General features: G+C 72.1%; 20 protein-coding genes. 7 read left to right on the top strand and 13 right to left on the bottom strand.

Annotation, left to right across the window (positions count from 1 at the left end):
• The 3 genes from ASF89_RS15025 to ASF89_RS15035 all read right to left on the bottom strand — a co-directional run.
• The coding region (locus ASF89_RS15025) for a hypothetical protein (RefSeq protein ID WP_156463450.1) at positions 1-1,405 on the bottom strand (1,405 nt) is incomplete at its 3' end.
• A 68-nt stretch (positions 1,406-1,473) separates the two neighbouring features.
• A complete protein-coding gene (locus ASF89_RS15030; protein WP_055816350.1) occupies positions 1,474-1,905 on the bottom strand; it encodes a DUF3060 domain-containing protein in 432 nt (143 codons plus the stop codon).
• 101 nt (positions 1,906-2,006) lie between these two features.
• Complete coding sequence (locus ASF89_RS15035) at positions 2,007-4,346, bottom strand: hypothetical protein (RefSeq protein ID WP_055816353.1); 2,340 nt, start codon at positions 4,344-4,346, stop codon at positions 2,007-2,009.
• 262 nt (positions 4,347-4,608) lie between these two features.
• Between ASF89_RS15035 and ASF89_RS15040 the strand changes: the two genes are divergently transcribed.
• From ASF89_RS15040 to ASF89_RS15055, 4 genes are read left to right on the top strand one after another with little or no spacing between them, the layout of a single operon-like run.
• Entirely contained in the window at positions 4,609-5,742 is a 1,134-nt protein-coding gene (locus ASF89_RS15040) for an ABC transporter substrate-binding protein (RefSeq protein WP_055801848.1), read from the top strand.
• Between the two features lie 2 nt (positions 5,743-5,744).
• Positions 5,745-6,671, top strand: a complete 927-nt coding sequence (locus tag ASF89_RS15045) for an ABC transporter permease (protein ID WP_369814565.1) — start codon at positions 5,745-5,747, stop codon at positions 6,669-6,671.
• Entirely contained in the window at positions 6,668-7,492 is an 825-nt protein-coding gene (locus tag ASF89_RS15050; RefSeq protein WP_055816355.1) for an ABC transporter permease, read from the top strand. Before ASF89_RS15045 ends, ASF89_RS15050 begins: the two co-directional genes overlap by 4 nt.
• The gene (locus ASF89_RS15055) at positions 7,489-8,562 is read left to right on the top strand and encodes an ABC transporter ATP-binding protein (RefSeq protein WP_055816359.1); all 1,074 of its coding nucleotides are present in this window, start codon (positions 7,489-7,491) and stop codon (positions 8,560-8,562) included. The genes ASF89_RS15050 and ASF89_RS15055 overlap by 4 nt, the downstream gene beginning before the upstream one ends.
• Here the strand turns inward: ASF89_RS15055 and ASF89_RS15060 are convergent.
• The 3 genes from ASF89_RS15060 to ribB are packed head-to-tail and all read right to left on the bottom strand — an operon-like array spanning position 8,559 to position 10,878.
• Positions 8,559-8,984 carry an SRPBCC family protein gene (locus tag ASF89_RS15060; protein WP_055816362.1) on the bottom strand — a complete coding sequence of 142 codons (426 nt, stop codon included), beginning with the start codon at positions 8,982-8,984 and terminating at the stop codon, positions 8,559-8,561. The genes ASF89_RS15055 and ASF89_RS15060 overlap by 4 nt on opposite strands.
• Positions 8,981-10,192, bottom strand: coding sequence for a lysophospholipid acyltransferase family protein (locus tag ASF89_RS15065; RefSeq protein WP_055816365.1), 1,212 nt, complete (start codon positions 10,190-10,192; stop codon positions 8,981-8,983). Before ASF89_RS15065 ends, ASF89_RS15060 begins: the two co-directional genes overlap by 4 nt.
• A complete protein-coding gene (ribB, locus tag ASF89_RS15070; RefSeq protein WP_055801832.1) occupies positions 10,192-10,878 on the bottom strand; it encodes a 3,4-dihydroxy-2-butanone-4-phosphate synthase in 687 nt (228 codons plus the stop codon). Before ribB ends, ASF89_RS15065 begins: the two co-directional genes overlap by 1 nt.
• Before the next feature lie 192 nt (positions 10,879-11,070).
• On the opposite strand from ribB, the gene ASF89_RS15075 reads away from it, so the two are divergent.
• The 3 genes from ASF89_RS15075 to ASF89_RS15790 are packed head-to-tail and all read left to right on the top strand — an operon-like array spanning position 11,071 to position 14,578.
• Complete coding sequence (locus tag ASF89_RS15075; protein WP_156463452.1) at positions 11,071-13,230, top strand: MMPL family transporter; 2,160 nt, start codon at positions 11,071-11,073, stop codon at positions 13,228-13,230.
• Between the two features lies 1 nt (position 13,231).
• A complete protein-coding gene (locus ASF89_RS15080) occupies positions 13,232-13,765 on the top strand; it encodes a MarR family winged helix-turn-helix transcriptional regulator (protein ID WP_200937203.1) in 534 nt (177 codons plus the stop codon).
• A gap of 45 nt (positions 13,766-13,810) precedes the next feature.
• Complete coding sequence (locus ASF89_RS15790; RefSeq protein ID WP_156463453.1) at positions 13,811-14,578, top strand: Rho termination factor N-terminal domain-containing protein; 768 nt, start codon at positions 13,811-13,813, stop codon at positions 14,576-14,578.
• A gap of 64 nt (positions 14,579-14,642) precedes the next feature.
• On the opposite strand, the gene ASF89_RS15090 is transcribed toward ASF89_RS15790, so the two are convergent.
• From ASF89_RS15090 to ASF89_RS15120, 7 genes are all read right to left on the bottom strand, one after another.
• Positions 14,643-16,496, bottom strand: a complete 1,854-nt coding sequence (locus tag ASF89_RS15090) for an immune inhibitor A domain-containing protein (protein WP_082475436.1) — start codon at positions 16,494-16,496, stop codon at positions 14,643-14,645.
• 144 nt (positions 16,497-16,640) lie between these two features.
• Positions 16,641-17,396 (bottom strand): 5'-methylthioadenosine/S-adenosylhomocysteine nucleosidase, encoded by a 756-nt coding sequence (gene mtnN, locus ASF89_RS15095; protein ID WP_082490111.1) that lies wholly within the window; start codon positions 17,394-17,396, stop codon positions 16,641-16,643.
• A complete protein-coding gene (locus tag ASF89_RS15100) occupies positions 17,393-17,845 on the bottom strand; it encodes an S-ribosylhomocysteine lyase (protein ID WP_055801953.1) in 453 nt (150 codons plus the stop codon). The genes mtnN and ASF89_RS15100 overlap by 4 nt, the downstream gene beginning before the upstream one ends.
• 138 nt (positions 17,846-17,983) lie before the next feature.
• Positions 17,984-18,817 carry an SDR family NAD(P)-dependent oxidoreductase gene (locus ASF89_RS15105; protein ID WP_055816374.1) on the bottom strand — a complete coding sequence of 278 codons (834 nt, stop codon included), beginning with the start codon at positions 18,815-18,817 and terminating at the stop codon, positions 17,984-17,986.
• A gap of 25 nt (positions 18,818-18,842) precedes the next feature.
• Entirely contained in the window at positions 18,843-19,727 is an 885-nt protein-coding gene (locus tag ASF89_RS15110) for an ABC transporter ATP-binding protein (RefSeq protein ID WP_082490101.1), read from the bottom strand.
• Entirely contained in the window at positions 19,724-20,752 is a 1,029-nt protein-coding gene (locus ASF89_RS15115) for an iron chelate uptake ABC transporter family permease subunit (protein WP_082490102.1), read from the bottom strand. Before ASF89_RS15115 ends, ASF89_RS15110 begins: the two co-directional genes overlap by 4 nt.
• Complete coding sequence (locus ASF89_RS15120; RefSeq protein ID WP_156357464.1) at positions 20,749-21,810, bottom strand: iron ABC transporter permease; 1,062 nt, start codon at positions 21,808-21,810, stop codon at positions 20,749-20,751. The genes ASF89_RS15115 and ASF89_RS15120 overlap by 4 nt, the downstream gene beginning before the upstream one ends.
• Between the last annotated feature and the right edge of the window lie 34 nt (positions 21,811-21,844).

A 21,844-nucleotide genomic window follows, 5' to 3' on the forward strand; every position in this document is an offset into this window, starting at 1 on the left:
TCACCGTCGGGTTGAGTGCCGAACGGGCCTCGGTGTTCTCCACCACGAACGACACCGCGGTGTCCTCGCCGCGCTGGAGCACCGTCGGGGCGACCTCGACGCCGGTGATGGTGCCGAACTCGTCGACGACCGACACCGGTGCGGCGCCGGTGGCCTCGAACGCGCCCTGCGTGCTCGTGCCGACGAGCGAGTAGCCCATCGTGTTGCCGTCGACGTCGGCCGCATCCGAGGGCGTGACGACGGCGATCTGCCACCGGAGGATCTCGTCCTGGGGGCTCTGCCACCCGGTCGCGCCGTTCGCCACGGTGTCCCAGGTGTAGGTGTACGTGCGACCGTGCGCCGACCGCTCGCCGGCGGTCAACTGCATTCCGCCAGGGGACGGCCGGCCGTCGCGGATGTAGGCGCCGGTGATCTCGTCCTGACCCTCGGCGAAGGTCATGCCCTCCGGGGCGGTGAGCGTCACCTCGGCGGCGGGCCGGCTGAGCAGCTCGTCGGCGACCTTCGCCTCGAAGGTCACGGCACGCTCACCGCCACGCGCCACCTCGACCGGAGCCATCTCGACGGGAGCGAGAGGACCGGTGCCCGTCACCTCGACGTCGACGGTGTCCTGCACGTCGCCGTTCGGCAGCGTCTGCGTGACCTCCACCGACGTGGGTGCGGTCGAGAGCCCCGGCAGCGACAGCGTGTACGTGCCGTCGTCGGAGACGACGACGGACTCGCCTCGGGCGGACACCGTCGCGCCGGTGGTCCCGACACCGGAGATCTGGCCGGGGACGCCGGTCGCCGACGCCGTCAGCTCACGCTCCGCCTTCATCGCGTCGTCGAGCGCCATGGGGTGTCTGAAGCTGCCGGTGACTGCGTGCACGAAGCTGCCGGCGCCTCGACTGCCGATCGCCCGGGAGGTCTCGGCGGCGGGTGAGAGACCCTTCGAGAACCCCTGCATCGTGGTGATGTCAGTCCACTGCCAGTTCTGCGCAGCAGAACCATCGCACGTCGCCATCAGCACGATTCCCGCGTTCGTCGGTGTCCCCGACTTGAGGAGGCAGCGCTCCGAATCCTCTCCGACTCCACGCACGGGGCCGACCTCTCCGACCGCCGGCACCGACCAGTAATCGGCTTCTGCCTGTGCATGTTCGAGGTTGCCCGCCGACAACGTCCGCATGGTATCGGCGTCCGCCCGCAGACCGTAGGCGACGGTCTCCGAGACCACGATCGCGAGCGGTCCCACGAGACGGGTGCTCTCTGCGGATGATGAGACCGACGGTGACCCGGCGGAGGTGCCGTTCTGGTCCGAGGCTGGTGCCGCGACGGCCCCGGGCCCGAATGCGAGCCCGGAGACGACGGTCGCCGTCGCGAGGGCCGCGGCGCCGACGCGCTGCGCCGGTGTGTTCTTCTTCTTCGTCATGGAGCGGTTGCTTCCTTCGTTCTGGCCGTCGACCGACGGCGTGTGGGGGGAGGGGCGTCGGGTCCGGGTCATCGGGAACCGACCTCGATGTCGTCGGCTCCGGTGGGCACCTCGGGGGCGTCGCCGCCGTGGGTGACCGTGTTGCCGAACGACAGGTTGGTGATCGTCTCGACGGAGTCGACGTCGATGGTGTTGCCGTCGCTCTCGACGATCAGGTTCGTGACGGGGCCGAGCGTGATGGTGTTGCCGGCGCCGATGATGTCGACCGTCTCGCAGCCGTCGGGCAGTGCGAACTCGGTGTCGTTGTCGACGAAGGTCGCGACGCCGTCGATGCACTCGCCGGTCGGCTTCGGGAACTCCGAGGCCGACGCCGAGGCGGACTCCGAGGAGGCGGGGGTCGGGGTGGACTTCTCGGCCTCGGTCGTGCCGCCGGTGCAGCCGGTGAGGGTCAGCAGGGCGAGACCGATGCCGGCGGAGGTGATGAGGAGCTTGCGGCGCATGATGATCCGTTCTGTCGTGCGGCGGCGGGCCGGGCGGCACGCCGAAGGAGGGGTGGAGCGAGGAGGATGTCGAGGAGGCGCGGCGGCGGGTGCCCGAGCACTCACCGGTCGGCCACGAGGCGGATCTCGTGGCGGCCGTTCTCGACGTCGGCTCGGCCGCTGGTCACCGTGACCGTGACGGGCCCGGCCTCGATCCATCGCCGGACGGTCCACGAGCCGTCGTACTGGACGGTCGCCCCGGAGGGGGCCGCACCGGAGCCGTCGTCGATCGCGACGCGGGACCAGGTCGTGCCGGTGCCGGTGAAGGTCACCCAGCCCGCCTGCTCATGGACGGTGCCGTCGACCGGGGTCGAGACGACCAGCTCGCCCTGCGGCACCTGGTCGGAGTAGAGCCGGAGCTGCTGCTCGGACGACTCGCCGCCCGTCGTCGTGTGGGTCGCCGTGAAGGCGATCGACCCGTTGCCGAGCCACCTCTGCAGCGACCACCGACCGGCGACGTCGACCCGCGCCTCCAGCGGGGCCAGGCCGGGTGCGGTCAGCGTGACCGTGTCGCCGGTGGAGCCGGTGCCCGAGAAGGTGATCGGACCGGGCGTGAAGGTCCCGCCGTCGGTGTGGCTGTCGAACGTGAAGGGCCGATCGCCGACGCCCGTGTTGAAGGCGACGGTGGCGGAGCCGTTCTCGACGTCCGCTCGCGACGACGTCACGGTGAAGGTCGTCGGCTCGGTGCCGACCCAGCGTCGCGCCGTCCACGAACCGTCGTACTGCACCGTCGCGGTCGCCGGGGCGATCTCGGAGTCGTCGGCGATCGACACCCGCGACCAGGTCGTCCCGGTGCCCGAGAAGGTCACCCATCCCTGGGCCGCGTGACCATCGCCGCCTGCAGGGGACGTCAGGGTGAAGTCGTCCTCGGCGACCGTGCTCGAGAACAGTCTGATCGGCCCGATCGTGTTCTCGCCCTCGCCGGAGGTGTGAGACACCGACAGCGTGTACGCGCCGTTGCCCAGGTAGCGGACGGCACGCCAGGTGCCGTCGGGTCGGACCTCGGTCGACACGGGGGCCCCCGAGGCGGGCGCGATGGTCACGGTCGCCCCGGGGAACCCGGTGCCGGTGAACTCGACCTCGCCGGGGGTGAAGCGGTCGCCGTCGACGAGGTCGTCGAGGGTGCCGTCGCGGTAGCGGTCGACGAACGTCAGAGCGGCCCGGCCGAAGACGTGGAAGTCGCCGCTGTTCGCCGTGCCGGAGTGGACGAGGCCGAGGGCGCCGAGGTCGGCGGTGCCGAAGGGGACGCGGACGACGGACTCGAACCGCAGGCGGGACCCGGCGGGCAGACGGAAGCCGCTGGCCGGGGTGTCGGCGTCGTATGTGACGGACGTCGCGTCGCTCGACGGGGTGCCGCGGGTCAGGCGCAGATAGGCCGACTCGCGCCAGTCGTCGTCGCCGGGCCGCAGGTAGGCGACCGCCCGATCATCGGCCGAGGCGAACGTCGTGCCCGCCGGCGCCGTGAGGGTGACCGTGGAGTCCATCGTCGTCAGCTCGGCGGTCGTCTCTACCTGCGCCGTCACCGTGCTGTCCCGGCCCCGGGGGATCTCCGTCGACGGGAGCTCGACGATGGTGAACTCGCCGGAGGCCGCGGGGACCTCGACATCGAGCGTCGCCGTGCCGTGCACCGCGCCGCTCGGCAGGGTCTGGGTGACCACGACGGAGGTGACGCCCACCTCGAGACCCGTCAGCGTGAGCGTGTACTCGCCGGTGTCGCCGACGACGACCGACTCGTTGCCGATCGACACCGTCGACCCCGTCGAGGCGACCCCCGAGACGACCGCGGAGCGCTCGATCGCATCCACGTCGGCCGACGCGGTGATCTCCCGTTCGGGTCTCATAGCGCCGTCGAGGGCCATCGGCCGCTTGTAGGTGCCACCGTCGACGGCGTGCACGTAGGTGCCCGCACCCCGTGGTGCGATCGCCCGTGCCGTCGCGCTCGACGGCGAGAGCGCCGTCGAGAAGCCCTGTCTCTCCGTCGTGTCGGTCCACTGCCAGTCCTGCCGGGGCGAGGAGTCGCAGCTCGAGATCGTGACGGTGCCGTCACCGGGCGAGGCCTTGGTCAGACAGCGGTCCGCCTTGTCGCCGACACCATGAACCGGGCCGACCTCACCGACCGCCGGCACCGACCAGTCGTCGGCCTCGGCCTGCGCCTCGGCGAGGGTTCCGCCGCCGCCGGTGCGCATCGTGTCGGCATCGGCTCGGAGACCGAAGGCGCTCGTCTCGGTCTGGATGATCGCGAGGGGCCCGACGAGGCGGGTGGATTCGGAGGCGATGACGACGGGCGTCCGACCCGAGAGGTCGACCGGCGAGCCGCCCTCGGCGACGGCTGCGGCCGACACGTCGACGATCCCGGTGAGGACGGTCGCCGTGGCGACGGCTACGGCCGCGACACGGATCACGGTTCTGCTTCTCATGCGTTCTGGGCTCCCCTGCTGACGTGATCGACCTGACTCGATGACGATGCGTCAAATATTACCAGAGGATTTCGTATATCTAATGCTACGGGTCGTGATGCGCGACGTCACGACGTCTGCCGTTCACCTCGGAGACGCCCGCCGGGACCCGGGACGTCGCCGCGCCTCCCTACCGTCCTCGTGGGCCCACCGGCACCCCTCGTCGCATCCCCGCGACGGGCCGGGGCCCCGCACCCGAAGGATCTCGATGCTCGCCACGCGCCACCTCGCCGGAGCCGCCACCGTCGCCGCCCTCGCCCTGGGTCTCACCGCCTGCTCGGCCGCCGACGCCGGGACCTCAGGAGGCGCGGCGGGCGACACCGACGCCGCCACGGCGACCAGCGCGCAGGACCTCGGCGGCATGGACGCGCTCGTCGACGCCGCCGAGGCCGAGGGCGAGCTCAACGTGATCGCCCTCCCCGACACGTGGGCGAACTACGGGAAGATCATCGACGCGTTCGAGGACGAGTACGACATCACCGTCAACTCGGACAACCCCGACGTCTCGAGCGCCGAGGAGATCACCGCGGCGCAGAACCTGAAGGGTCAGGACGGCGCCCCCGACGTCTTCGACCTCGGCTCGGCCGTGACCCTCGCGAACCTCGACCGGTTCGCCCCGTACAAGGTGGCCACCTGGGACGACATAGCCGACGACCGCAAGGACGCCGACGGCCGGTGGGTCTACGACTACACCGGTCTGATGTCGATCGGCTACGACGCCGACGCCGTCCCCGAGCCCACGAGCCTCGACGACCTGCTCGGCGACGACTACACGGGCAAGGTCGCACTGAACGGCGACCCGACCCAGGCCGGCGCCGCCGCCGCGGCCGTCCAATGGGCCGCCCTGCAGGACGGCGGCAGCGTCGACGACATCACCGCCGGAGTCGACTTCTTCGGCGAGCTGAACGACGCCGGGAACTTCCTGCCCACCGACCCGACGCCCGCCACCATCGCCTCGGGCGAGACCCCGGTCGTCTTCGACTGGAGCTACAACAACCTCGCCGCCGCAGCCGACGCGGGCGGACGCGACTGGAAGACGGCCGTGCTGCCCGGCACCGCCCTGGCCAGCTACTACAACCAGGCCATCAACATCGACGCCCCGCACCCCGCGGCCGCGCGCCTCTGGCAGGAGTTCATCATGGGCGACACCGCCCAGAACCTGTACCTCGCCGCCGGCGCCTACCCCGTGCGCCTCGACGCCATGGTCGAGGCCGGCACCGTCGACCAGGCCGCCCTCGACGCCGTCGGCGAGCAGCCCGCCGACACCGTGCAGTTCACCAGCGAGCAGACCGAGGCCGCCTCGGCGGTCCTGGCCGAGCGCTGGGCAGCCGTGATCGGCTGACCGTGACGACCGTGGCGAGGAGGGCCGGGTCGACGACCCGCGCCTCCTCGACCTCCGACGGCGTCGGCTCCCCCGGGGGTCGGCGCCGTCCGCCGGCGTGGTGGGGGCTGACCCCGTTCGCCCTCTACGTGCTCGCCTTCCTGGTGCTGCCGTGCCTGCTGGCGCTCGGCACCGGCTTCGTCGACGGAGACGGCCGGTTCACCTTCGACGGCATCGCCGTGCTCGGCGAACCCGGCGTGCTGCGCGCGTTCGGCAGCTCGGCCCTCGTGTCGGGCGTGACGGCGGTGGTCGGCGCGGTGGTCGGCGCCGTCGCCTGCTGGGGCCTCACCGCCCTCCGCCCCGACGGACTCGTCCGCGGCCTCGTCGACTCGGCGGCCAGCGTGCTCGCCCAGTTCGGCGGCGTCATGCTCGCGTTCGCATTCACCGCCACCATCGGCATCCAGGGCGTCGTCACCCAGCTGCTGCTGACCCGCTTCGGCGTGGACATCTTCGCGGACGGCGTCTGGTTCTATCAGGTGCCCGGGCTCCTGCTGCCCTACATCTACTTCCAGGTGCCGCTCATGGTGATCACGTTCATGCCGGCCGTCACCGGACTGAGACCGCAATGGCAGGAGGCGGTGGCGACGCTCGGCGGCACGCGGCGGCAGCACTTCGCCCGCGTCGTGGTGCCCGTGCTCGCGCCCGCATTCGTCGGCAGCCTGCTGCTGCTGTTCGCGAACGCCTTCTCGTCGTACGCCACGGCGGCGGCGATCATCAGTCAGGGCGCCCAGATCGTGCCGCTGCAGATCCGCGCCGCGCTGGTCAGCGAGACCGTGCTCGGTCGGGAGAACGTCGCCGGAGCCCTGGCTCTCGGCATGGTCGTCGTCATGGTCGTGCTGATGTCGCTGTACTCGCTGCTGCAGCGGCGGACCGAGCGGTGGCAGCGATGACCGCGTCGTCGGCGACCGCCCGCCGTGTCGCGCTCGGCCTGATCGGGCTCGTCTTCGCCGTGCCGATCGCGGCCATGGTCGCGTTCTCGCTGCGGAGCGCCGACGGGAGCGGCCACGACCTGAACCACTGGCTCGCGATCGTCGACCCCGAGAACGAGCGCGCGTACCGCAACCTCGTCGAGGGCGTGACGAACTCGCTCGTGCTGGCCGTCGTCGCCGCCGTGCTGGTCCTCGTGCTGCTCGTGCCCGCCATGGTGCTCGTGCACCTGCGGTACCCGCGACTCGCCCGCCCGCTCGAGCTCGTGTGCCTCGTGCCGATCACCGTGCCGGCCATCGTGCTCGTCGTCGGGCTGGCCCCGGTGTACTCGGCGGTGTCACGCGTCGCCGGCTCGGGCGCCTGGACCCTCGCCCTCGCGTACGGCATCACCGTGCTGCCCTACGCCTACCGTGCCGTGCAGTCCGACCTCGCCGGCACCGACCTGCGCACCCTCACCGAGGCGGCACGCACCCTGGGCGCCGGCTGGCCCCGGATCGCCGCCCGCGTGGTCGTGCCGACCCTGCGACGGGGTCTGCTCGCCGCCGCGTTCATCACCGTCGCCGTCGTGCTCGGGGAGTTCACCATCGCGTCGCTGCTCAACCGCGTCACCCTGCAGACCGCCCTCGTGCAGGTGTCGCGGAGCGACCCGTACGCCGCGGTCATCTTCGCCCTGCTCGCGCTGGGATTCGCCTTCGTGCTGCTCGTCGTCATCGGACGCGTCGGCACGCGCGGACCCGGTTCGTCCGTCATCTCCCCCGCACCGCTCAGGAAGGCCCGCCCGTGACCGCCACCCTCACCGCCCCTCTCCGGATCGATCGGCAGGCGGGGGCTGCGGTCGAGTTCCGCTCGGTCGTCAAGGACTTCTCCGGGCACCGCGCCCTCGACGGGATCTCGCTGTCTCTGCGACCGGGCGAGCTGGTCGCGGTGCTCGGACCGAGCGGCTGCGGCAAGACCACCGCTCTGCGCGGTCTCGCCGGCCTCGAGAGCGTGACCGGCGGCAGCATCACCATCGACGGCCACGACGTCGTCGACGTCCCCACGCACCGCCGCGACGTCGGCATGGTGTTCCAGGCGTACTCGCTCTTCCCGCACCTGACCGTGCTGCAGAACGTCGAGTTCGGCCTGCGCATGCGTCGCGTGGGCGGCGCCGAGCGCCTCGCCCGGTCGCGCGCCATGCTCGACCTCGTGGGTCTCGCCGACCTCGGCGGGCGCTACGCGCACCAGCTCTCGGGCGGTCAGCAGCAGCGGGTCGCCCTCGCCCGGGCGCTCGTCACGCGGCCCCGGGTCCTGCTGCTCGACGAGCCGCTGAGCGCCCTCGACGCGAAGGTGCGCGTGCACCTGCGCGACGAGATCCGACGCATCCAACGCGAGCTCTCGATCACGACCCTGTTCGTCACCCACGACCAGGAGGAGGCCCTCGCGGTGGCCGACCGCGTCGCCGTCATGCGGGCCGGCTCGATCGAGCAGATCGGCACCCCCGAGCAGCTCTACCGCGAGCCCGCGTCGGCGTTCGTCGCCGACTTCGTCGGGACGAGCAACCGGGTGCGGGCCGAGGTCGTCGACGGTCGCGTGCGCCTGCCGGGCTGCCGCGAGCTCGACGCCGTCGGATCGCCCGATGACGGCGCCGTCTGGGCCTGGGTCCGCCCGGAGGACGTCGTCTTCACCGACGACCCGCATGGCGTCGCGGGCGTCGTCGAGTCGGTGTCGTTCCGCGGCGCCGTCTCGCGGACGACGGTCCGCACCGGGCCGGACGCTCGGCTCGCCATCGACCATCGCCCCGAGGTCGGCCGACCGGTGGGCTCGAGCGTGCTCGTCTCGTTCGTGCCGAGCGCCGTGGCCGTCGCCCCCGTCTAGCCCGACGTCCGACCCATCGTCGAGAGGACCCCGGCGAGCCGCTCGAGCCGCCAGGCCGGGACGGGCTCGAAGGCGCGGTGCATGACGCGGAGCACGATCCCCCGGTGCTCGAGGCGATGCGTGACGACGGTGCCGCCCCGCGCCTCCTCGAGCCGCCATTCGCCCTGCTCGTCCACCCCCGGGGCGACGAGGCGGTGGACGACCAGGGTCGGACCGACCTCGAGGTACGTGATGCGGCCTCCGACCAGGTCGCGGATGCGGATCGGGTAGGCGCGTCCCACGACGGCCGGACCAGGAGGCGCGGTGACCGACGACAGCGCCGGGTTCCAGTCCGCGACGGTGGACGCCTCGACGAGGACCCGCCGGACGACCTCGGGCGGATGCGGCATCGAGCGCGAGGCCGAGTGCGCGACGGGTCTCACGAGGCAGGCCCCTGCAGCTCGACCGCCAGCCGTTCGGCCCGTCGCACACGCGAGGCGTGGTGCGGGTGGCGGTGCGGTGTCTCGAGCACCACCCTGCGCAGCTGACCGAGCGCACGGGCGGGGTCGCCGAGACGCCGATGCGCCTCGGCGGATGCGAGCGCGGAGCGGGTCGGGTCGGAGGGATCCGTCGCGGCGACCGCGAGGTGCTCGAGCGCCCGGACCGGACCGCCGCCCAGCGCCCTCGGCATCGCGAGGCACCAGCGGCCCAGCAGGTAGTTGACGAGCGGGTGCGCCGGCGCCTCACGGCGGAGGCGCGCGAGGCGCAACCCGACCACGACGGCGGACGCGACACGCGACGGCCCGCGGCGGTTCACCGCCCGCAGCGCCGCGAGCCGGACCCGCTGGACCCGCAGCTCGAGGCCGTGACGCTCGTCGACGCCGACCACCGTCGTCAGCATGCGGAGGCGGCGCAGCACCGACGGGGCCACGACCCCCTCGTCGCCGAGTTCGTGGACGATGGACGCGTCGACGGCGGCGGCGGCCGAGGGAGCGGCAGACGCGCGGCGGCGACGGGCGTTCTGCCCGGCCCTCTCGACGAGCGCCCCGACGATGTCGCGGCCCGACCCGGCGAGCGCCTCGGCCGCCCGGGGCTTGGGCACCGACGCGTCGACCTGGAGCGGACGACCGATGACGACGTCGACCCGGCCGCGCCGGAACCACCGGTCGCCCTTGCGGAGCACGTCGGCCGTTCCGTGCAGCCCGACGGGGATGATCGGGGCGCCGTGCGCGAGGGCGAACCGGAAGGCGCCGGGCTTGAACTCCCGGAGCGGACCGCCGTCGCCGCGGGTCCCCTCCGGGTAGACGCAGAGCCCGTCGCCCGAGGTGAGCACGCGACGCACCTCGCGCAGGGTGTCGGGCGCCGGGACGTCGCGGTCGACGGGGATGCCGTACCAGGCCGTCGCCCACAGCCGGGGGAACCGTCGGGCGAAGCTCTCGCGTTTGGTCAGGAACCACACCGGCCGCCCGCGGAGCGTCTGGACGACGACCTGGACGACGAAGTGATCGAAGTAGCTGGCGTGGTTCGGCACCACGACGAGCGGACCGTCGAGCGGGATGTTCTCGAGACCCTCGACGCTGCCGATCCTGCGGCGGACGATGCGCCAGACGACGGAACGCGTCGCCCCGCGGATGACTCTCAGGGCGAGCATCAGTCGCGTTCGGCCGGGGAGTCGGCGGCCTGCTCGGCCCGCAGGCGGACCAGCGCCTCGATGCTCGTCAGGACGAGACCGTGCCGGGCGGCGAACTCGCGGAGGGCGTCGAGACGGAGCATCTCGCCGTCGGGGCCGATGATCTCGACGATGACCCCGGCGGACGAGCAGCCGGCCAGCCGGGCCAGGTCGACGGAGGCCTCGGTGTGGCCGGGCCGTTCGAGCACACCGCCCGGGCGGGCCACGAGGGGGAAGACATGGCCGGGACGGGCGAGGTCGTCGGCGTGGCCCGAGACGGCCAGGTGGATGGTGGTGGCGCGCTCCGACGCCGAGATGCCCGTCGTGACGCCGTGGGCGGGGGTGCCGTCGATGGAGACGGTGAACGCGGTGGACTGGTGGTCCTCGTTCCGCTCGACCATCGGGTCGAGGCGGAGCTCGGCTGCGCGGCGCTCGTCGAGGGCGAGGCAGACGAGACCACGGCCGTGGGTGATCATGAAGTTCACGATCTGGGGTGTGACGTGATCGGCCGCGATGATCAGATCGCCCTCGTTCTCGCGGTGCTCGTCGTCGACGACGACGACCATCTCGCCGCGGGCGATGGCGGCCACGGCCGCTCGGGCGTCGCTCAGCGGGGCTGTTCGTCGATCGAGCGATGCGGCGTCGGGGGTGTCGGTCTGCAGGGTCATGAGGCTCCTCGAGAGGTGATCGGTTCGGTGCCGGGCTGTGGCAGCAGCCAGAATGTCAGATTCATGACCCGACAACAAATGTCAGATCATGTATTGCATCGGGATCGCGAATCGCTTCGTCACGCGATGCGTGATACAACATGCATGTTCCATCATCTACCGGCGTCCTTCGACGCCCGACGGGAGACCGCCATGTCACGACCGCTCAGTCCGCTCCGACGAGCACCCCGACTCGTCCTGACCGCGTGGGTGATCCTGGTCGCCGTGTTCGCCGCCCTCGCCCTCCAACTCGACGGCGCCCTGTCCGGCGGCGGCTTCACGGCGCCCCGGGCCGAAGCCCTCGTCACCCAGGCCGGCATCGAGCGGGACTTCGGCGATTCCCCCAACCAGGTGGTCGTCGTGCTCGATGCGGGTGAGGCCATCGGCCCCGGAGTGATCGACGACGCCTCGGCCCTCCTCCACGAGAACGGGGCCGCGAGCGTGACCACTCCGCGCGAACGTCCGGACTACGCGTCGTCGGACGGACGGACGGTGGTGATCGCCGCGGGCTTCGACGGCGACAACACGGTGGCGCAGAATCTGACACCCGACCTGCAGGAGGCGGTCGAAGCGCTCGACGACGGGGTCGACGGGTATGTCACCGGGCAGCCCGCCCTCGACTACCAGCTCAACGCCCACTCGAAGGAGGACGCCCTCCGCGCCGAGCTGATCGTCTTCCCCGTGCTGATCATCGTCCTGCTGATCGTCTTCCGCTCGGTGGCCGCGGCGATCGTCCCCCTGCTGATCGCCGGGTCGTCCCTCGCCGTCGCGCTCGGAGTCGGCTACCTCATCGCCCGCGAGACCGACGTCTCGAACCTGTACTCGAACATCGTCTCGATGATCGGCCTCGCGGTGTCCGTCGACTACTCGTTGTTCATCGTCAAGCGATTCCGCGAGGAGCTCGACCGCGGGCTGAGCGTCCGGGACGCCGTCGACGTCGCCATGCAGCGGGCCGGGCACTCGGTGCTCTTCTCGGGCGCGGCGGTCATCGTCGCCCTCTCGGCCCTGCTCGTCCCGCGCGTCATGGCGTTCACCAGCATCGCCCTCGGCGGGATGATCGTCACCGCCGTGGCCCTCGTGCTCACCCACACCGTCCTGCCCGCCATCCTCGGGCTGCTCGGTCGTCGCATCGACTGGGGCCGCATCCCCCTCCCGACGCGAGGGCGGCGCGCCTCGACCGCGCGTCCGTCGTCGACACGCGCCACCCCTGCCCGGGCGATCTCGGCGATCGTCGCCCTCGTCGGCGTCGCGGGGCTCCTCGCCGTGTCGTCCCCGGCCCTCGGCCTGTCCCTGCAGTCCCCCGTCGCCAGCGCCACCGTCCTGCCCCCCGACGACCCGGCGCGCGTGGGTCTCGACGTGGCCGCGGCACGCATCGGCGTCGACGACCTGTTCCCGTTGCAGGTCGTCGTCTCGGCCGACACCCGCGAAGAGCTCGTCGCCGACGTGACGACGGCCACTCGCGTCCTCGAGTCGCACGACGAGGTCGCCTCCGTCACCAGCGTCGCCACGGCCGGGATCGACCCGGCCGCCCTCCCGGCGCTCCTGACCGACGGGGAGACGCCGGCCGAGCTCGGTGCGCTGTGGACGGAGGGGTCGACGGGACCGGTCGCGCGCCTCCTCGTCACCACCGACGACGGACCGGACTCGGTGGCGGCGCACGACCTCGTCCGCGAGATCCGCGCGGATCTGCCCGACGAGCTCGGCGCATCGTCGACGGTCGCGGTAGCCGGCGCCACCGCGCAGGGACTCGACTTCGACGAGACGCTGATCGGCGCCCTGCCGACGATCGCCCTGCTCGTGTTCGTCGCGACCTTCGTGCTGCTCGTCGTGGCGTTCCGCTCGGTGACGCTGGCCCTGCTGGCACTCGCGTTCAACGCCCTCGTCGTGGGCGCGAGCCTCGGCGCCCTGACGCTCGTGCAGTCGGCGACCAGCGACGTGCCGCTGAACTCGGTGACACCGGTGCTGCTCTTCGCCGTCATGTTCGGGCTGAGCATGGACTACATGGTCATCATCATCGCCCGCATCGCCGAGACGGTCGCCCGGGGCGGGGACTTCGGGTCGGCCGTCGGCGAAGGACTGCGGGCGACCCGCCCCATGATCAACAGCGCGGCGCTGATCATGATCGTGGTCTTCCTGGCGTTCATGACCGGGCAGATCAGCATCGTGCGCGAGATCGGTCTCGGACTCGCCATCGCCGTCGCGCTCGACGCCGTCGTGATCCGAACCGTCGTGCTGCCCTCGGTGCTCCGCGCCATCGGACCCCGCGTCTTCGGACAGCGCGTCCGCCGCCGATCGCAGCCGGTAATCTCGTGACGTGACATCTTCTGGCGATCATCGAGTCGTTCTGGCCCCCTCCGAGCTGCGCTACCTCGTGCTCGCCGCGCAGCGCGAGGGAAATCGGGCGGTGGCCGACGCGCTCTCGCCGGTCGGCCTGACGCCGTCGCAGGCCGAGGTCGTCGGGGTGCTCGACGACTTCGGCCCCGTGACGCTGAAGGCGCTCGGCGAGCTCATCGTCTGCGAGACCGGCAGCCCGAGTCGCATCGTCGACGCCCTGGTCCGTCGCGGTCTGGTCGCCCGCGAGACCAGCCCCGACGACCGCCGGGCCGTCGTCCTCAGCCTGACCGACGACGGCAGGGCCCTGATGCCCCACGTGCGAGCGGTGGACGCCGGGATGGACGTCGCGCAGGGCCGGGCCTCGGCCGCTGATCTCGCGGGGCTCGTGACCGTCCTCCGCGGGTTCCTCGCAGGCTCCGCCAGCGCCGAGGTGCTCGACCGCCGATTCGGCGACGGACGGGTCGCCGTCGACGGCGCGGCGGAGCCCTCGACGGGCGCCCCGACGACGAGCTGACATCGCAGGGGTTGCACGTTCACCTCCGTGGTCGACAATGACCCCGTGAGCAAAAAGATCAAGACAGCCCTCAGAGATCTCATCGACGCACTCGAGAAGCATGCGGCCGTCACGGCCGAGCGCCCGACATCGTCGAAACGCGCCGGTCGAGCCACGGCCAAGGTCCGCTCGGCGGCGGCCTCCTACACGGCCATCGTCGCCGCGAAGACGGGTCAGCCGAACCCGTTCGTCGACTTCCTCGACGACGAGACCGTCGCGTCGCTCCGGGCGGAGCGCGACGCGGTCGCCCGCAAGCACGACGACAAGAGGTCGGCATCGGGCGAGACGGGCCGGGGGGAACGGGCCGACGAGAAGAAGTCGGACTCGAAGAAGTCGGACGGCAAGAAGTCCGACTCGAAGAAGTCCGACGGCAGGAAGTCCGACTCGAAGAAGTCCGATTCGAAGAAGTCGGACGCCAAGAAGTCCGACGACGAGAAGTCCGACAAGAAGAAGTCGGATGAGAAGTCGAAGAAGTCCGACGAGAAGAGGTCCGGCGCGGACTCGGACTCCGGGGCCACCTCCGCCGCCGCGTCGAAGAGCCTCCCGCCGGCCGTCTCGTCCCCGCCGTCGTCGCTCTTCGTCCCCCCGCTGCCTCACGCCGTCACCGTCGACGAGGGCGTCGCCGACGACACCGAGACCGACCCGGCACGCGATCTCACCGCGATGACGCTCGTCCAGCTGCGGGAGCTCGCCCGCGAGGCCGGATTGTCCGGTGTGTCGCGGGCGACGAAGGCCACGCTGATCGACCACCTGCACCAGGGCGCCACGCGCTGACCCGGCGACGACGGGAGGCGCGGATCCACAGGACCCGCGCCTCCTTCGTGCTCCCCGCCGTCGACTAGTCGACGCGGATCGTCATCATCCCCTGCTTGTTGCTCTGCAGCACCTGGATGGTCGTGCCCGACCCGGCGACCTCGACCGAGCCCTGCGGGTTCGACGCGTCGTAGTAGGCGAGCGGGTCGGTGTCGTCGAACATCGAGACCGCGGGCCGCGCCGGTGCCGTCAGGGTCAGCGAGGCGCCGCCGAGCTCACGGTGCAGCGTGATGGGGTCGGTCCGCTGGATGCCGAACGTCGAGTCGAAGCTCTGGATCCGGTTGCGGGCGATCGAGCCGTCCGACCAGGTGAGGGCCTTCGGGTTCGCGTCGACGGGCAGCGCCAGACCGGCACCCGGGTGCTGCGCGGTGTTGTTGTCCGACTGCGCGCTGTCCCAGTAGGTGATGCTGAGGCCGTCCTGATAAGGGAAGTGCTCGACGCGGTCGGGCTGCGACTCGAGCCAGCCGAAGTTGTACGGGCCCGTCCGCAGGGTGTCGTCGTAGCCGCCGTACTGACGGTTCTCGGCGAGGTAGAAGCGGGCGTTGCCCTTCTTGTCGAAGGGCAGCGTGACGACGACGGCCTGCGGCTTCTTCGTCGCGTGGAACGACGGGCCGATCTGGTGCGTGGACTTCGCCGCCTTCGGGCCGCCGACCGCGATCTCGTAGTCGAGCCAGCCGAGCTGCAGCTTCTCCCAGGCGCCCATCTGGTTCGGCGTCGTGCCGATCGCCCCGTCGCCGTGACCCAGCCACGAGCCCGAGCTCATCAGCGTCCAGAAGCCGGTGCCGTTCTCGCCCCCGCTCGTGTCGTACAGGTCGGGAAGACCGAGGTCGTGACCGTACTCGTGCGCGAAGACCCCGAGGCCGCCGTTCTCGGGTTCGGTCGTGTAGTCGCGCACCCAGAACTCGCTGTCGCCGATCTTCACGCCGCCGAACGGGTTGACCGCCGGGCCCGCCGTCCCCTCCGAATCCTGACCGACCGCCCACCGGTGCGACCAGATCGCGCTCGAGTCGGCCCCCGCCTCCTCGCCTTCGCCGGCGTGGATGGCCTGGAAGTGGTCGATGTAGCCGTCGGCCTCGTCGAAGACGCCGTCGCCGTCGTAGTCGTAGCGGTCCCACCGGTCGAAGGTCTGCAGGTACTCGGTGATCTGCGCCGGGGTCCTGCCGCGGGAGATCTGGTCGTCGTACCAGGCGTCGGCGCTGTCCTGCACGAAGCGGGTCATGTCGGCCTGGCTCTCGGTCTCGCCGTAGCTCGCCGACGAGTACGGCACGGTGACCCAGTCGCTCACGTCGCCGTCGACGGTGTACCGGCCGCTCGACATCTCCTCGTAGACGCCCTTCAGCGACTCGCCCTGCGTGTCGAAGAACATGTCGAGGTAGTGGCCGCGGCTGAAGTCGTTCGTCCAGTAGGTGGAGTTGTCGTTCGCCGTGTCGGGCTTCGCGATCTCGTTGTGGATCGGGCCGGCCGGCGCGTCGGGGTAGCGGGGGTCGACCTCGTCGCCGAAGTCGATCAGGAACGACAGGATCTGGTCGCTCGACTCGACGCCGTACTGGGCCCATTGACCGGGCTTGATCTGGACCGACTGCGTGTCGCTGCGCGCGCTGCGCTGCTGAGGCTCGGCCTGACCGGTGACGACGCGCGCCACCGCCTCGCGGTTCAGCTCGCGCTGGGCCTCGGCCGCCGGGTCGGGGCGGTCGTCGCGGCTGCGCGGCGAGAGCTGGCCGTCCGCGCCGGGAGCCGAGGCGATCCCGCCCGTGACGCCGGATGCGGAGGAGCCTGCGGAGGGCGACGTCGGCGCGGCGACGGCCGGCGAGGCGAGCGAGGCGACGAGGAGCGACGCGAGCGCCGCACCCCCGATCGCGCTGATGTGGCGATTCTTCACGAAGTGGACCCCTGTCGTTCAACCGAGAAAACTCTTAGGGAGAACATAGGGAGACGTGCACCCTGTGCACAGTGGGCACTTCTGGGGGCGAGCGTGTCCCCCGAACGAGGGTGCCGGGAGTCGAGGAGGCGCGGGTCGAGCCGGTCAGCGGCCCGCGAGACCCCGAACCAGCGCCAGGGCGACGTCGGCGGACCGACCGGCCGTCAGCGCGAGGTTCTCGTCGTGCACGTCGTGGGCGTCGGGGCCCGCGAGATCGCTGATGCCCCGGACCGACACGAACGGCACCCGGTGCACGTGGCAGGTCTGCGCGATCGCCATGGACTCCATGTCGACGGCGTCGACGTCCACCACGTCGGCGAAGGCGCGGCGCACACCGATGACCCGGTCGGCGGTCATGAACGCGTCGCTCGACGCGATGAGCCCGGGGCGGACGGCCCAGCCGTCGGGGGACGCGACCGACGCGCCGTACGCGAGCGCCGCCTCCATCAGGGCCTCGTCGGCGTGGAAGCTGGCCGGCATGCCCGGCACCTGGCCCAGGCGGTAGCCGAAGACCCGGGCGTCGGCGTCGAGGTTGACGTACTCGCCGCCGGCGACCACGTCGCCGATCCCGATGCCGTGACCCATGCCGGCCGCCGTGCCCGCGCTGACGACGGTGGGCACGACCCCCTCGAGGGCGCCCGCCCGGACGATCGCCGAGGTCGTGGCCCCGGCGGCGTTGACGAAGCCGATGCCGCCCTGCACGAGCAGCAGCTCGACGCCGTCGATCTCGACGACGCGCTGCAGCGAGCCGCCGACCGCGACGGCGTCGTCGACCCTCGCGGCGCGGTCGACGAACGGCTGAGCCTCGTCGCTCATGGCCACGACGACGATGACCGGCGGGACGGCGGCTCCGTGGCTCATCGGGTGACGGTCGACCACTGGTCGCGGGCCGCGAGGAACCCGCGGGCGACCTCCTGCGCGGCCTCGAGCGAGTGGTTCGCGCCCCAGCCGCACTGCGTCTCGTTGGCCGCCGGCACCTCGGTCGCCGTCGTGATGTCGGTCAGCGTGCCCTCGACCAGCGCCATGACGTCATCGATCTCGGGGGTGCCCTGCAGGATCAGGTAGAAGCCCGTCTGGCAGCCCATCGGCGAGAAGTCGATGACGTCGTTCGAGCGGTTGCGCGAGTGCTCGGCGAAGAGGTGCTCGAGCGAGTGCACGGCGGGCATCTCGAGGTGCGCCTCGTTCGGCTGCGTGAAGCGCACGTCGAACTTGGTGATCGTGTCGCCCTTCGGCAGCGTCTTGTGGTCGGCGACGCGGATGTAGGGGGCCGCGACGGTGCGGTGGTCCAGGTTGAAGGACTCGACGTTCATCTTGGGCTGGGTCACGATGTCTCCTCTGCGCACGAGGCGCGGTCTCGGGTCGTCCGGCGGGCTGTTCTCGCCTCCGGGTGCAACGCCCGTACGAACCTAGGCCATTCCCGGGCACCGGGACCCGTCATGACGTCGCGCTCAGGGGAGGATCGCGTCGACGTAGCCGCCGTCGACGCGGAGGGCGCCGCCCGTGGTCGCCGAGGCGAGACGCGAGCTGAGGTAGACGACCATGTTGGCGATCTCGTCGGGCTCGATGAGTCGCTGGATCAACGACTGCGGCCGGTGCTTCCGCATGAACTCGCGCTGCGCCTCGTCCCATGGGAGGTCGTGACCGACCAGCTCGCGCACGAACTCCTCGACGCCGCCCGTGTGCGTGGGGCCCGCGATGACGCTGTTGACCGTCACCCCGGTGCCGGCCGCGGCCTTCGCGAATCCCCGCGACACCCCGAGCAGCGCGGTCTTCGACACCCCGTAGTGGATCATCTCGACCGGCGTGACGACGGCCGAGTCGCTCGCGATGCACTGGACGCGACCCCACCCCCTGGCCATCATGCCCGGCAGGTAGGCGCGGGTCAGTCGCACGGCCGACAGCACGTTCGTCTCGAAGTAGCGCCGCCACTCGTCGTCGTCGATGCTCAGCGGATCGGCCGAGCCGAAGACGCCGAGGTTGTTCACCAGCACGTCGACGTCGGGGTGCTGGAAGAGCGCCTGACGGGCGCCCGCCTCGGTGGCGAGATCGGCCGCGAGCGTGACGACCCGCGCCTCCTGCACGTCGCGGTCGAGGGCGGCGAAGTCCGCCTCGCCGGACAGCTCGTCGAGGAGGCGCGCTCGGGCCGCGGTCGTGGACTCGACCGAGCGGCCGTTGACGATCACCCGGGCCCCTGCCGCGGCCAGCCCGCGGGCGATGGCGAACCCGATGCCCTGGGTCGATCCGGTGACGAGTGCGGTCAGGCCGTCGAGTTCGATCCTCATGAGGACATCCTCCCCCCGGGCGGGCTCAGCGGGTGCCGGGGCGCGGCCGGGGGACGACCATCGGCGTGCCGGTGAGGGGGTCGGGCACGACGAGGCAGGGCAGATCGAAGACCTCGGCCACGAGACGCTCGGTCAGCACGTCGGCGGGCGCACCCGTCGCGACGACGTCGCCGTCTCGCATGACGATCAGGTCGGTCGCGTAGCGCGCCGCCTGGTTCAGGTCGTGGAGCACCGCGACCACCGTGGTGCCCTGCGCGTGCAGTCGCGCGAAGAGGTCGAGCAGGTCGTACTGATGCGCGATGTCGAGGTAGGTGGTCGGCTCGTCGAGCAGCAGCACGGAGGTCTGCTGCGCCAGCGCCATGGCCACCCAGACGCGCTGCCGTTGACCCCCCGAGAGCTCGTCGACGGGGACGTCGACGAGCTCGGCGAGATCGGTCTCGGCGAGCGCGGAGTCGACGGCCTCGCGGTCCGTCGCCGTCCACTGCCGGAACAGCCCCTGGTGCGGATAGCGGCCGCGGGCGACGAGTTCGGCCACCGTGATGCCCTCGGGCGCGGTCGAGGTCTGCGGCAGCAGGCCGACGAGGCGGGCGGCCTCCTTCGGCGGGACGGTCGCGAGGTCGCGCCCGTCGAGCAGAACCGACCCCGAGCGGGGCCTCAGGAGGCGCGCGAAGGCCCGCAGGAGCGTCGACTTCCCGCAGGCGTTCGGCCCGACGATCACCGTGAACGAGCCGTCGCGGACCACGGCGTCGACGGACTGGCTGACGGTGCGGCGGTCGTAGGCCAGATGCGCGGACCGGGCCTCGAGACGGACCGAAGCATCGGCCGCACCGCTCGCGGGCACCGCGCCTGCCGTGCCGGCCGTGCCGGCCGTCGCTCCCGTGCCGGCCGTGTCGCCCGTGTGATCGGTCATGCGGACCTCCGGCTCTCTCCGACGAGCAGCGTGATCAGGTAGACCCCGCCGATGACGAGTGTGACGAGCCCGACCGGCACCGGGCTCGAGGCGATGTGCTGGGCGACCAGGTCCGCGACGAGCAGCAGCACCGCTCCCGTCACCGCCCCGGCGACCAGGGGGACCCCGGCCGACCGGACGAGTCGCCGGGCGAGCTGAGGCGCCGCGAGCGCGACGAACGCGATCGGGCCCGTGCTCGCCGTCACGACCGCGGTCAGGGCGACCCCGACGACGACGAGGGCGAGTCGCGAGCCCTCGGCCCGGAGCCCGTGCGAGCGCGCGGCGTCGTCGCCGAGCTCGAGCTGGCGCAGCGGGCGCGACAGGGCCACGACGAGTGGGGTCAGCACGGCGAGCAGCACGAGGGCGGGGACGAGCTGCGACCAGCCGACGAGCGCGAGCGATCCCGCACCCCAGAACGACGCGGTCAGGGCGACCTCGCTCTGGGCTCGGAGCAGCAGCCAGCTGTTGACCGAGTGCAGCAGCGCGGTCACGCCGATGCCGACGATGATCAGCCGGAGCCCCGGGACGCCCCCGCGGTAGGCCAGGAGGTACACGGCGAGCGCCGTGGCGAGCCCCCCGGCGAGAGCGCCGCCGGCGGTGCCGAGCGACGACGAGGCCCCCGACACGATCACGATGATCGCCCCGGTGTAGGCGCCGGTCGAGAACCCGATCACGTCGGGCGAGCCGAGGGGGTTGCGCGTCAGCGACTGGAAGATCGCGCCCGAGGCGCCGAGGGCGGCGCCGAACACGAGGGCGGCGAGCACCCGCGGCAGACGCCATTCGAGGACGATCGTCGACGCGAAGCCGTCGGTGCCGGTCAGGGCGCGGACGACCTCGAGGGGGCTGAGGGGGTAGTCGCCGATGCCGAGCGCGACGAGGGCGACCACGAGGGCGACCCCGGCGAGCGTCAGGGTCGCGACCCCGCGCCTCCTGGCCGTCGTCAGGCGCCGACCGCTCACGGCTGGGCCGCGCGCACCGGCGGTCATGCGCCGACCCCTCGTCGGCGTCGGGCGATCGCGATGAGCACCGGCGCCCCGACGGCGGCGGTGACGAGTCCGGCGGCCAACTCGCCCGGAGGGGCGACGACCCGCCCGATCACATCGGCGAGCAGCAGCAGCGCGGGGCCGAGCAGGGCCGAGAGCCCGGTGATCCAGGGCTGACTCGGCCCGACCAGACCGCGGGCGGCGTGCGCCACGATCAGCCCCACGAACGCGATGGGGCCGACCACGGCGGTCGCGCCTCCGGCGAGCAGGGTGACGACGATCAGCGAGACCAGCCGGACGGCCGGCACCGACACCCCCACCGACGAGGCGTGCTCGTCGCCGAGAGCTACTGCGTCGAGAGGACGGGCGGCGAGCAGGGCCACCACGAGCCCCGCGCCGACGAACGGCAGCACGGTGAGCACGGGCTCCCAGCCGCGGTCGGCGAGCGAGCCGACCTCCCAGGCGCGCACGGCGTCGAAGCGGCGCGGGTCGGCCAGCACGATCGACGAGGTGATGCCGGCGAGGACCGAGCCGAGCGCGAGACCGGCGAGGGTCAGACGGGCCGGGCCACCGCCTCCTCGGCCCGCTCCCCCGATGAGCGAGACCGCGACCGTCGCGAGACCGGCCCCGACCAGCGAGAACCAGACCCAGCCGCTCGCGGACGTCACCCCGAGGAACCCGACGGCGAGGGCCACCGCGAACGCGCTGCCGGAGGTGACGCCGAGGATGCCCGGGTCGGCCAGGGGATTGCGGGTCACGGCCTGCACGACGGCGCCGGCCACCCCGAGACCCGCTCCGGCGACGATGGCCGCGACGGTGCGGGGCAGACGGAGATCGAGCACCGCGACGGCGTCGGCGGTGTCACGCGACGTCGCGCCGACGAGGATCCGCACGACCTCGTCGAAGGCGACCGGACGGGCGCCGACCGCGAGGCCCAGGACGACGGCGACGACGAGGAGCGCGACGGCCGCTGCGAGCGCTGCGACCCGATTGCGTCGTCGTCGGAGCGCGCCGGCCGGCCGGGGGGCGCGGTCGACCCCGAGCGTCCGGGACATCGCCATGCGGATTAGCTTAGGCTAACCTCACCTCTTGGCC

The organism is Frigoribacterium sp. Leaf172, from assembly GCF_001424285.1.
In the GTDB taxonomy this organism is placed as follows: Bacteria; Actinomycetota; Actinomycetes; order Actinomycetales; family Microbacteriaceae; genus Frigoribacterium.

Bases quoted from the DNA above. Each gene is read 5' to 3' on its own strand.
- ASF89_RS15100 (WP_055801953.1), bottom strand. From the start codon at position 17,845: ATGAACGTCGAGTCCTTCAACCTGGACCACCGCACCGTCGCGGCCCCC.
- ASF89_RS15105 (WP_055816374.1), bottom strand. From the start codon at position 18,817: ATGAGGATCGAACTCGACGGCCTGACCGCACTCGTCACCGGATCGACC.
- ASF89_RS15065 (WP_055816365.1), bottom strand. From the start codon at position 10,192: ATGCTCGCCCTGAGAGTCATCCGCGGGGCGACGCGTTCCGTCGTCTGG.
- ASF89_RS15120 (WP_156357464.1), bottom strand. From the start codon at position 21,810: ATGGCGATGTCCCGGACGCTCGGGGTCGACCGCGCCCCCCGGCCGGCC.
- ASF89_RS15110 (WP_082490101.1), bottom strand. From the start codon at position 19,727: ATGACCGATCACACGGGCGACACGGCCGGCACGGGAGCGACGGCCGGC.
- ASF89_RS15075 (WP_156463452.1), top strand. From the start codon at position 11,071: ATGTCACGACCGCTCAGTCCGCTCCGACGAGCACCCCGACTCGTCCTG.
- ribB (WP_055801832.1), bottom strand. From the start codon at position 10,878: ATGACCCTGCAGACCGACACCCCCGACGCCGCATCGCTCGATCGACGA.
- ASF89_RS15115 (WP_082490102.1), bottom strand. From the start codon at position 20,752: ATGACCGCCGGTGCGCGCGGCCCAGCCGTGAGCGGTCGGCGCCTGACG.
- ASF89_RS15030 (WP_055816350.1), bottom strand. From the start codon at position 1,905: ATGCGCCGCAAGCTCCTCATCACCTCCGCCGGCATCGGTCTCGCCCTG.
- mtnN (WP_082490111.1), bottom strand. From the start codon at position 17,396: ATGAGCCACGGAGCCGCCGTCCCGCCGGTCATCGTCGTCGTGGCCATG.
- ASF89_RS15050 (WP_055816355.1), top strand. From the start codon at position 6,668: ATGACCGCGTCGTCGGCGACCGCCCGCCGTGTCGCGCTCGGCCTGATC.
- ASF89_RS15040 (WP_055801848.1), top strand. From the start codon at position 4,609: ATGCTCGCCACGCGCCACCTCGCCGGAGCCGCCACCGTCGCCGCCCTC.